Raw genomic sequence first — 10,228 nt, 5'->3', positions numbered from 1 at the left:
GGCGGGGCCGCTGCACCGCCTGGCGCCGCCGCACGGTGCCGCCGTCCGGCGCCGGTTCCTGGTGCTGTGGTCGGCGGCGTCGGCGTCGGTGGTGCTCGGCGGCGCCGCGCTGATCGTGCTCAAGCCGCCGCTCGGCGTGTTCTGGTCCGTCGTCGCCCTCCTGGCGGTGCTCGTCGCGGTGGAGGCCGCGGCCCGGTCCCGGCTGCTGCGGCTCCTGCGCCGCGGGATCATGACCGCGGCGGTCCTGATCGCCGGCTGGGCCCTGGTCGAGTCCGTCACCCGGCACTGGCGCGTCGCCGTCGCGGCGCTGCTGGCTGTCGGCGCGATCGCCCTGTGGATCGCCAACCTCCGCGCCTGGCTCGCCCGCCGCTGACCGCCACCGCCGCTGACCGCCACCGCTGACCGCGCCTCTCAGCCGCCCGGTACGCCGGCGTCCACGGTCGGGCGGGTCGCCGCCGCCGGATCGAGGGCGGCGGTCACGACGAGGGACTCGATGCCGCGCAGGCAGGTCTCCAGCATCTGCGGGGAGACCGCCGCCGTGTCGACCCGCCAGGTGAGCTCGACCGCGCCGTCAGCGGCGTCGACGTGCAGGAAGCAGGTCGCGTCCCACTCGTTGGAGCTCGGCCCCCAGCGCAGCGCGCTGTGCGGCAGCGCGCCGGTGATCGCCGCCGGCGTGGGTACCTCGAGGGTGGGTGCCTGCGCGGCGGAGCGGCGGCGGTCGTTGAAGTAGCAGCCCGTGTCGAGCTCCACCCCGCGTTCGGCGCCGACCCGCTCGACCAGCGCCCACAGGTCGCGGGGGTGGTAGTAGGCGTACATCCCGGCGGTGAGCTGGCTCTTGAAGGTCCGCGCGACCGCCTCGTCGAACGTGCAGCCGCCGGTGTCGATGACCGCGAGCCCGGCCTGGGCCAGGTTGCTCACCGACTCGGCGAACCCGGGCCGGAAGCGGTTGCTCACGACGATCCGGAACGCGCCGACCGGTTGGCCCGACAGGCGGCCGAGCATGACGGCGTACGCGGCGAGCAGGATCGTGCCGCTGTGCACCTTGGTGCGCTCGGCCACGGCGGCCAGGGCGAGATGCGTCGCGGGTGAGGTGAGGGTCGCCTCGCACCACCGCTTGGGCTCGGGGGTGAGCGTTGCCGGGAAGCGGCGGGGTTCGATCGCGCGCAGGTGCCGCTCCCAGTACCGCAGCGACGCGTTGTGCTGCCGCAGCGCGGAGGCGCCCTGCTGGGCGGCGGCGAGGTCGAGGGGTTGCACGCCGCCGACCGGGGCGAGGTGGCGGCCCGTGCCAGGCTCCAGGTTGGCGAGGTCGGCGATCAGCGCCTCGAAGCCGTAGCCGTCGATGACCATGTGGCAGTAGAGGGCGACGAACCACAGGGCGCGGTCAGGGTCCGCAGCGTCGGCGACGACCGCCATCCGCACCGGCCAGTCGGTGTACGGGTCCCACGGCGCCGCCTCGTACCGGGCCCGGATCGTGCCCGCGAGGCGTTCGGGGTCGCCGTCGTCGTCGTACACCTCGAGCGTGATCGCGCCGGACGCGGCGAGGACCTGCTTCGGCGGCCCGTCTTCGGCGGCGAGCAGGCGGGTCCGCAGCGACTGGTGCCGGCTCATGATGAACCCGAGCGTGGCGACCACGTCCCGGACGGTCGTGCCGGCGTCCAGCGCCATCGTGCCGCCGGCCCATTCGGTGGCCTCGACGACCTGCATCGACCGCCACGCGGCGAACTGTCCCCAGGTCAGTTCCCCGACCCCGCTGCCTTCCCCTTCGAAGGGCACGGTGATGCGCATTGTCACAGGGATTTCCAGTTCTTTCGTCGAATCGGGCAGAAGCCTGCGCCGGGCGCGTTTCCGCACGACACCGGCGCAGTATCGACGTCTCTGCGTCCTTAGAGCGAGCGCACGGCCTTCATGGTCACTCCCCCTTTCGCATGGCTACCCGTCGATCCGCATGCACGGATGAGGGACGTCCGGCAATGCCCGGCAGCCTAACGTTTTTCGATACCGGCACGGAAGTGCGGAATGAATGGTCGCACCCGAAAGTGGTCGGATCGAGGGTTCGCGCAAGGGGGATGAATGGGATTCATGCATTGAATGCAATGCATGACATGCGTTAATCATTGTCAATATGGTCCGGTCCGGAAATTTCCGCACCACGGTGCGAAAAAGGACATGGCTACGCGGGTGGTGCGAGAAAGCGCTGCATCATGTCGACGAACACGGCGAACCGGGTGGCCATGTCGAGGTCCGGGTCGAGCAGCCATTGGATCTGCAGCCCGTCGGCAACACCGCACCGGCCGTCGCCGTCGTCGCGACGGTCGCCGGCTCGTTCTTCAACTGGGGTGACGCGGTGGCGTTCGCCGTCACGGTCACCGACCCCGAGGACGGGCCCGTCGACTGTTCGCGGGTCACGGTAAGTTTCGTGCTCGGCCACGACAGCCACGGCCACGGCGACGCGTCCACGACCGGCGGCACGGGCGTGCTGCCGACCCCCGCGGACGGCGCCGACCACGCCTCAACCGGGTCGAGTTCGGCCCCTGATCTGCGCGCCGGCGGGCGGCGCGGGGCTCCTGTCCGCGGGAGCGCGGCGCCGCAGCCGTCGCATACTGTCGTGACCGTGGCCCGGACGTCGTTGACCGGGCACGGCGGCAGGAGCGGCGACGGGCAGGGTGGCATGGCGACGATCGGTGACGTGGCGCGGCAGGCGGGGGTGTCCCCGAGCACCGTGTCGTATGTCCTGAGCGGCAAGCGCACGATCTCGGAGGAGACCCGGCAGCGGGTGCTCGCCGCGGTCGAGGTCCTCGGCTACCACCCGCACGCCGGCGCCCGCGCCCTGGCCAGCAACCGGTCCAACGTCATCGCGCTCATCATGCCGCTGTACACCGGGCTGTACGTGCCGGTGCTGATGCAGTTCGTGATCTCGGTCGTGACCGCGGCCCGGCGCTTCGACCACGACGTGCTGCTGCTCACCCAGGACGAGGGCGAGCAGGGCCTGGAACGGGTCGCCGCCAGCTCCCTCGCCGACGCGCTCATCGTGATGGACGTCGAGCTGCACGACCGGCGGCTGCCGCGGCTGCGCAGCCTCGGCCGGCCGTCGGTGCTCATCGGGTTCCCCGCCGACGCCGCCGGGCTGACCTGCATCGACCTGGACTTCGCAGCGGCCGGAGCGGCCTGCGTCGACCACCTCGCCGACCTCGGCCACCAATGCGTCGCCCTGGTCGGCTCACCCCCGGAGGTGTACGAACGGGAGCTCGGCTTCGCCAGCCGCACCGCCGCCGGGTTCGACGGGGCGCTGCAGCGGCGCGGGCTGCGGGGCACCACGGTGCCGTGCGAGCCGACCCCGGACGCGGTCCTCGCGACGGTGACGGGGCTGCTGCGCGACCACCCGGACCTGACCGGTGTGGTCGTGCACAACGAGCCGACGGTGCCGCCGCTGCTGGACGCGTTCGCCGCGCTCGGCCTGCGCGTGCCGCGGGACGTGTCGGTGGTGGCGATCTGCCCCGATGAGGTCGCCGAGCGTGGCAAGCCGCGGCTGACGTCGGTGGCCATCCCGGCGGAGGAGGTGGGGCGGCGCGCGGTCGACCTGCTCATGGCGAAGCTCGACGGCCGGGCGGTGCCGGAGGCGACGCTGCTGGCGCCGGCGTTGACGGTGCGCGACAGCGCCGCCGCGGCCCGGAACACCCGATCCGGGTCGCGGCGGCGCTGACCTCACACCCTGAGCAAAGCCCTGCTACGACACCGTGAACGTGGCCAGGCGCACCGGGCCGCCGAACACCAGGTACACGTCGTGCCGGCCCGGTATCCTCGCCAGGGCGGCGGTGACGGTCGTGTACGCGTACCCGTCGCCTGTGGGTGGCACCGCGAGCGTGGCCAGGAGCGGGCCACGGACCGGGTCGTCGAGGCGCACCTGGACCGTGGTCGCCGCGCCGGCGTTGGCGAAGCGCCCCGTGAAGGCCGCCGGGCCGCGTCCCAGGTCCGCGTCGGTGTAGCGGACCCACTGCCCGGCGGCGGTCGCCGCAACCGACGTGCCGCCCGCCTTCGCCTCGTCCAGCAGCGTCGTGCCCCGGTTCCCGTCGAAGTGCTCCGCCCGGGTGGTGCGCCGCAAGTCGCGCGGCGGGATCGTCTCCCCGCGGACCCGCAGCTGCCCGGTGGCCCGGATGTCCGCCGACGACGCGCCGACGAGCAGGTCGTGGGTCGCGTCCTCGACCACCCACCGGTCCCGGGTGACGTCCCAGAACCGCAGGTCGGAGCCGGCGAGGGTGAACATCACCCGTTTCGTCTGCCCGGGCTCCAGGCGGACCCGCTGGAAGCCGCGCAGCGCCTTGACCGGCTGCTCGACCCGTGACGTGCGCTGGTGCGTGTACAGCTGGACGACCTCGTCGCCGGCGCGGGCGCCGGTGTTGGTGACGTCGACGCCGACCCTGACGGTGCCCCGCTGGTCCACAGTGGACGCGCCGGTGCGCAGCGTCCCGTAGCGGAACGAGGTGTACGACGGCCCGGGCCCGATCGGGTGGAGCGGGTCGCCGAAGAGCACGTCGGCGAGGGCGTGCCCGGTCTCCTGCCCGCCGTGGCTGGTCCACAGCAACGCCGGCACGTTCGCCTGTTCCCAGTTCAGCGCCGTCGGGTAGCTGTTCTCCACCACCACGACCGTGTTCGGGTTGGCCGCCTTGACCGCGCGGACCAGCGCGGCCTGCCCCTCGGCGAGGTTGCGGTCGGGCCGGTCGTGGTCCTCGCGGCCGTTGACGAACGGCATGCTGCCCACCACGACGACCGCCGCGTCGGCGCCGGTCGCGGCGGCGACGGCGGTGTCGACGCCGCTGCTGATGACCTCGCGGGTGAACGGGGTCGCCTCCTGTGCCGTGGCGGCGCCCAGGTTCAGCGTGCCGTCGGCCTGCACGACCAGGTACGGGGTGCGCAACGACAGCGCCCGGTCGTAGGCGGCCTCGTAGCCGGCGTAGCGGATGACCGTGTTGCCGTCGGCCCGCCGTTCGAGCTTGAGCTGCTGCTGGACGAACCAGCCGTTCGGCTGGGCCTGGTCGTTGACGAACCCGAACCAGTTGTAGCCGACGGTGCGGCCGTTGGCGGCGCTGCGCAGGGTCACCACCCCGTTGCCCCAGTCGAAGACGTCGAACTGGGCGGCGGTGCCGGCGGCGCCACCAAACACCCTGATCGGCGCGCCGGCCGGCCCGGCGCCGCCGGTCAGGTAGCGGCCGGTGCCGGTCTGCCGCAGCGCGATCCGGTCGACGCCCTCGCTGAACGCGACGTCACCGACCCGTTCGGCGATCCCCTGCCGCGGGGTCACCTGGTAGGGCGCGTTCCCGCCGTACCGGTCGCTGTGGACGGTGTCGGCGAGCGGGCCGAGCACGGCGACCTTCGTCGGGCCGCGCAGCGGCAGCACCCCGGTGTTCTTCAGCAGCACCATCGACTCGGCGGCCGCCTCGCGGGCCAGGCGGGCGTTCGCGGCCTCGTCGGCGGTGACCCCGCCGTCCGGGTCGAACTCGCCGAGGTGGAAGCGCAGCGCCAGGTCCTGCTTGACGGTGTCGTCGATGTCGGCGGGGGTCAGCAGCCCCTGGTCAAGGGCGTCGTGGATGGCGGCGATGGTGGCGGCGGGGTTGACCAACGGCCGGTCCGTCCAGGTCCGCAGCAGGTCGAGGTCGGGGCTGACCGTCGCCGGCCGCCCGTTGATCAGGTTGTACGACGCCATCACGGACATGCGGTGCCTCCGGACGTCAGTGGAGGTGCACGGTCACTTGGTGGGCGTCGGCGTCCGCGTCGATGAGGACGCCGCCGGGGTCGGCGGCCGGGGAGGGAGTGAGCCGGCCGGCATCGACGGCCGCCACCGTCGTGATGCCGACCAGCTGCACCCGCCAGGGCGCCGCGCTCCCGTAGTCGCGGCGCACCTCGACGGTCGTCCCGGCCCGGCGCACCGTGAAGGTGGCACCCGGCCGGCCCTGCGGTGAAGGGATGTCCACGGTCGTGCCCGCGCCGTCGGGCAACTCGTAGACCCGCAGGGTGACGCCGTCGGCGTATGGGTAGTCGGGGCGGTCGTCGCGTGCGCCGAGCGGCACGACCGAACCGGGCCGGACCAGCACCGGCAGGTCGCCGATCCCGTACCGGCGCCGGATCCAGCCCGGTCCGGTCAGCACCTCCCCGCCGCGCAGGTCGGTCCACCGCCCCGCCGGCAGGTAGAAGGTGACGTCGCCGCCGACGCTGAACACCGGCGCGACGAGGATGCCGCCGCCCAACATGTACTGCCGGTCCAGGTGGGCGCAGGCGGGGTCGTCGGGGAACTCCAGGGCCATGGGCCGCAGCACCGGCAGGCCCTCCCGGTGTGCGGTGACGGCGGCGCCGTACAGGTAGGGCATCAGCCGCGCCTTGAGCCGGGTGTACTCGCGCAGCACGGCGACCGCGTCGTCGCCGAAGTGCCACGGCACCCGGTAGGACTCGTTGCCGTGCAGGCGGCTGTGCGAGGACAGCAGCCCGAACGGGATCCACCGGGTGAACACCGCAGGGTCGGGGGTACCTTCGAAGCCGCCGATGTCGTGGCTCCAGAACCCGAACCCGGACCAGGCCAGGGACAGCCCGCCGCGGAGGCTCTCCGCCATCGACTCGAACGTGGAGGCGCAGTCGCCGCCCCAGTGGACCGGGAACTGCTGCCCGCCGGCGGTCGCCGACCGGGCGAACAGGACCGCCTCGCCGTCGCCGCGGTGCTCGCGCAGCACGTCGAAGACCGCCTCGTTGTACAGGTGCGTGTAGTAGTTGTGCATCCGCAGCGGATCGGCGCCGTCGGCCCAGACGACGTCGGTGGGGATCCGCTCGCCGAAGTCGGACTTGAAGCAGTCGACGCCGAGGTCGAGCAGGCCGCGCAGCTTGTCCTGGAACCATTGCCGCGCCCCGGGATTGGTGAAGTCGACCAGACCCATCCCGGCCTGCCACTGGTCCCACTGCCACACGTCGCCGTCGGCCCGGCGGACCAGGTAGCCCAGCGCGGCGCCTTCGGCGAACAGCGCGGAGCGCTGCGCGATGTACGGGTTGATCCACAGGCAGATGCGCAGCCCCTTCGCCTTGAGCCGGGCCAGCATCCCGGCCGGGTCGGGGAAGGTCACCGGGTCCCACTCGAAGTCGCACCAGTGGAACTCGCGCATCCAGAACGTGTCGAAGTGGAACACCGACAGCGGCAGCCCCCGCTCCGCCATGCCGTCCACAATGGACGTCACGGTCGCCTCGTCGTAGGACGTGGTGAACGACGTGGACAGCCACAGCCCGAACGACCAGGCGGGCGGCAGCGCCGGGCGGCCGGTCAGCGCCGTGTACTTGCGCAGCACGTCCCGCGGCGTCGGCCCGTAGATGACCAGGTACGACAGGACCTGGCCGGGGACGCTGAACTGCACCCGCGACACGGCCTCGGAGCCGACCTCGAACGACACCGGGCCCGGGTCGTCGACGAAGACGCCGTAGCCGGCGCTGGTCAGGTAGAACGGCACGTTCTTGTACGCCTGCTCGCTGCTGGTGCCGCCGTCGGCGTTCCAGACGTCGACCGTCTGGCCGTTCTTGACCACCGGCCCGAAGCGCTCGCCCAGGCCGTACACCAGCTCACCGACTCCGAGGTTCAGCTGTTCGCGCAGGTAGTGCCCGTCGCCGGTGCGCAGCGCGGCGAGGGCCTTCGGCGCGCTGGTGGTGAGGATCCGGCCCTCGGCGAGGAAGTCGAGGCGCCACTGCTCGCCGAGGGAGAACCGGGCGCTGAGCGCGCCGGCGGTGAACGTGACGGACTCCTCGTCGCGGGTCACCTTGGCGTCGGCGGCCGGGTCGGCGTCGATGCGGAACCGGGGTCCCCGGGCCCGCCCGCCGGTGTGCCGGCTGACCCGCACCGCGATCACGTCGGGCGCGGGGGTGGTGCAGTCCACGGTGATGAGGGGCGTGTTGAGGGTGTCGCCCCGGCCGGTGACCCGCCGGGTCGGCGCGTACACCGACAGGCTGTTCGCGCCGACGGCCACGTCGCGGACGTGCACGGGGTACAGCGGGTGCACCCCGTCGCGCAGCTGCCAGTACCCGTCGCTGAACTTCATGCACGCTCCATCTGCTGGACGGTCATTTCACCGAAGGCTGGCCGGTGCGCGCAGAACGGTGTCGAAGCGCTTCGACAGCGAAGTTACGAACAACCGATCGACGTGTCAACCGGCCGCCCCGTGCGGCCAGGCGGGGGCATGAAACTTCCATGGGACCTGCCGGTGCGCGACAATGCTCGGCGTGGGGGTACCGGACGCGCAGTTCCTGGCAATGGTGGGCGGCCTGGCCGAGGTCGAGCGGGCGCACGCCGCGGACTACACGGCGTTCAGCGTGCACGGCAAGCGGTTCGGCTACTACTGGCCCCGCACCCACACCACCGGGCTGAAGCAGACGATCTCCGAGCAGATCGCCCTGGTCGCCGAGCGGCCCGACGTGTTCGAGATCCAGTTCACGTCCGGCGGGTTCGGCTGGGTCGTGGTCTACCTGGAGCGGATCGAGGCCGACGAGCTCGGCGAGCTGCTCTACGAGGCATGGCAGCTGTCCGCGCCCGAGTCACTCGTCGAGGAACACCCCCTCACCTCCACGATCACCTCCGCCTGAGGCGCTAGTCTGCGGGGCATGTCCCTCAGCGCGGAGTTCGAGCAGGCCCAGATCGACGTCAAGCAGCTCGACCAGCGTCCCGGCAACGACGTGCTGCTGCGGTTGTACGCCCTGTACAAGCAGGGCACCCACGGCGACACCGACAGCAAGCGCCCCGGCGTCTTCGACCTGACCGGCCGCGCGAAGTACGACGCCTGGAAGGCCCTCGCGGGCACCTCCCAGGAGGACGCGCAGCGCCAGTATGTCGCCCTGGTCGCGCAGCTGCGCGCCTGACCGTCAGCGGGGATCGGGCCGCTGGGTCCGCTCCCCGAGCACCGTGCGATACAACGCCTCCCGCAGCGCCAGCTCCCGCGGGTCGTCCCAGAGGTGGAACCCGGCGCGGTTCATAGCATACGCGAAGCCGACGCCGGTCTCCGGATCCGCGAACCCGAACGACCCGCCCGCGCCGGGCGTGCCGAACGCCTCGTTGCCGGCCGCGCCGAAGCGCAGTCGGGGGAACGGCTTGACGTAGCCGAGCGAGAAGATGGTCGGCACCCGCAGCACCACGTCCTGCAGCCCGCCGCTCGGCGGCTCGGCCGGGCGGCGCAGCGCGTCCAGCGTGGCCGGTGCGAGCCGCAGCGTGCCGCCGCCGGTGGCCGCGTCGCCGTAGGCCCGGGCGATGGCGCGGACCTCACCGGTGCCGTTGGCGGCGGGCAGCTCGAGGCGCCGCACCTCCGGCAGGTTGTAGTTGCCGGTCTCGGACAGCACCTTCGGGTTGGCGAATGAGCGGGCGGTGACGCTGCGCGGGTTGAGGAACCCGAACACGAACCCGCGCGGCATGGTGCCCAGGTGCAGCAGCAGCTCCGCCGGCTTGTACCCGTGGATGAACGCGATCCGGTCCGGATCGACCGTGTCGGGCACGCCGACGTGGAACTCCATCCCGTCGCCGGTCGTGTCCCCCTCCGGGGCGCCGAGCGGCGCGGCGATCTCCTCGGCGAAGAACCGGCCGAGCGACCGCTTCGCCGGGTCGACGCGGCGCAGGAGCTCACCCTCGTACCAGCCGAGCGAGATCGCGTGATACCCGTGCCGGGTCCCCGGCTCCCACGCCGGGCGCTGGTCGGCGAGTGCGTCGGCGACCACGTCGAGGTCGGCCAGGTCGGCGACGGTGAGCGGCCGGTCGATCGCGGCGAGCCCCGCCTGGTGCGCGAGCAGCTGCCGGACCGTCACCGCGTCCTTGCCGTTGCGGGCGAACTCGGGCCAGTACGTGGCGACGGTCGCGTCGTAGTCGATCCAGCCGCGGGAGTGCGCGACCGCGATCGCCAGCCCGGACACGCCCTTGGTGGTGGAGAACACGGTGACGAGCGTGTCCCGCTGCCACGGTTTCCTGGTGCGGCCGTCGCGGTAGCCGCCCCACAGGTCGACGACCTTGCGCCCGTCGCGGTAGACGGCGCAGGCCGCCCCGATCTCGCCGCGCTCGGCGAAGTTGCGGCGGAACGCGTCGGCCACCGGCCCGTAGCCCTCGTCGGCGTCGCCTTGGACCAGGTCGGGCGGAACGTCCACTTTGAACACCATGACGGCCTCCTGCGACGCGCCTTTGCGTGCGCAGACCATACACCTGACCGCCGAGCTTTCGGCACTATCTGTGCAC

Annotated in this window: 8 protein-coding genes; 4 read left to right on the top strand and 4 right to left on the bottom strand. The window is 72.6% G+C overall.

Annotated elements, in window-relative coordinates; translation table 11 throughout:
* A partial coding sequence (locus AB0K00_RS17015) for a hypothetical protein (RefSeq protein ID WP_363521616.1) occupies positions 1-373 on the top strand: 373 nt, incomplete at its 5' end.
* Positions 374-411: 38 nt separating this feature from the next.
* Here the strand turns inward: AB0K00_RS17015 and AB0K00_RS17010 are convergent.
* Entirely contained in the window at positions 412-1,785 is a 1,374-nt protein-coding gene (locus tag AB0K00_RS17010) for a condensation domain-containing protein (RefSeq protein ID WP_363521613.1), read from the bottom strand.
* A gap of 472 nt (positions 1,786-2,257) precedes the next feature.
* On the opposite strand from AB0K00_RS17010, the gene AB0K00_RS17005 reads away from it, so the two are divergent.
* Positions 2,258-3,700 carry a LacI family DNA-binding transcriptional regulator gene (locus AB0K00_RS17005; RefSeq protein ID WP_363521611.1) on the top strand — a complete coding sequence of 481 codons (1,443 nt, stop codon included), beginning with the start codon at positions 2,258-2,260 and terminating at the stop codon, positions 3,698-3,700.
* 24 nt (positions 3,701-3,724) lie between these two features.
* Here AB0K00_RS17005 and AB0K00_RS17000 read toward each other — a convergent pair whose 3' ends face one another.
* Together AB0K00_RS17000 and yicI are read right to left on the bottom strand one after the other, a co-directional pair.
* Positions 3,725-5,707 carry a glycoside hydrolase family 3 C-terminal domain-containing protein gene (locus AB0K00_RS17000; RefSeq protein ID WP_363521608.1) on the bottom strand — a complete coding sequence of 661 codons (1,983 nt, stop codon included), beginning with the start codon at positions 5,705-5,707 and terminating at the stop codon, positions 3,725-3,727.
* 16 nt (positions 5,708-5,723) lie between these two features.
* Positions 5,724-8,060, bottom strand: a complete 2,337-nt coding sequence (gene yicI / locus AB0K00_RS16995) for an alpha-xylosidase (RefSeq protein ID WP_363521605.1) — start codon at positions 8,058-8,060, stop codon at positions 5,724-5,726.
* 181 nt (positions 8,061-8,241) lie between these two features.
* Here yicI and AB0K00_RS16990 point away from each other — a divergent pair, with 181 nt between their 5' ends.
* Positions 8,242-8,601: an MmcQ/YjbR family DNA-binding protein gene (locus AB0K00_RS16990; protein ID WP_363521603.1), complete on the top strand. Its 360-nt coding sequence runs from the start codon at positions 8,242-8,244 to the stop codon at positions 8,599-8,601.
* An 18-nt stretch (positions 8,602-8,619) separates the two neighbouring features.
* Positions 8,620-8,874: an acyl-CoA-binding protein gene (locus AB0K00_RS16985; protein ID WP_363521601.1), complete on the top strand. Its 255-nt coding sequence runs from the start codon at positions 8,620-8,622 to the stop codon at positions 8,872-8,874.
* 3 nt (positions 8,875-8,877) lie between these two features.
* Here the strand turns inward: AB0K00_RS16985 and AB0K00_RS16980 are convergent, their stop codons facing one another.
* Entirely contained in the window at positions 8,878-10,152 is a 1,275-nt protein-coding gene (locus tag AB0K00_RS16980) for a serine hydrolase domain-containing protein (RefSeq protein WP_363521598.1), read from the bottom strand.
* Positions 10,153-10,228 lie beyond the last annotated feature (76 nt).

It is taken from the genome of Dactylosporangium sp. NPDC049525 (assembly GCF_040676755.1).
Taxonomy (GTDB): Bacteria; Actinomycetota; Actinomycetes; order Mycobacteriales; family Micromonosporaceae; genus Dactylosporangium.
The sequence above is the reverse complement of the archived record's forward strand: the minus strand, read 5'-3'. Positions and strand labels throughout refer to the sequence as shown.

Bases quoted from the DNA above. Each gene is read 5' to 3' on its own strand.
- AB0K00_RS17000 (WP_363521608.1), bottom strand. From the start codon at position 5,707: ATGTCCGTGATGGCGTCGTACAACCTGATCAACGGGCGGCCGGCGACG.
- AB0K00_RS16980 (WP_363521598.1), bottom strand. From the start codon at position 10,152: ATGGTGTTCAAAGTGGACGTTCCGCCCGACCTGGTCCAAGGCGACGCC.
- AB0K00_RS17010 (WP_363521613.1), bottom strand. From the start codon at position 1,785: ATGCGCATCACCGTGCCCTTCGAAGGGGAAGGCAGCGGGGTCGGGGAA.
- yicI (WP_363521605.1), bottom strand. From the start codon at position 8,060: ATGAAGTTCAGCGACGGGTACTGGCAGCTGCGCGACGGGGTGCACCCG.
- AB0K00_RS16985 (WP_363521601.1), top strand. From the start codon at position 8,620: ATGTCCCTCAGCGCGGAGTTCGAGCAGGCCCAGATCGACGTCAAGCAG.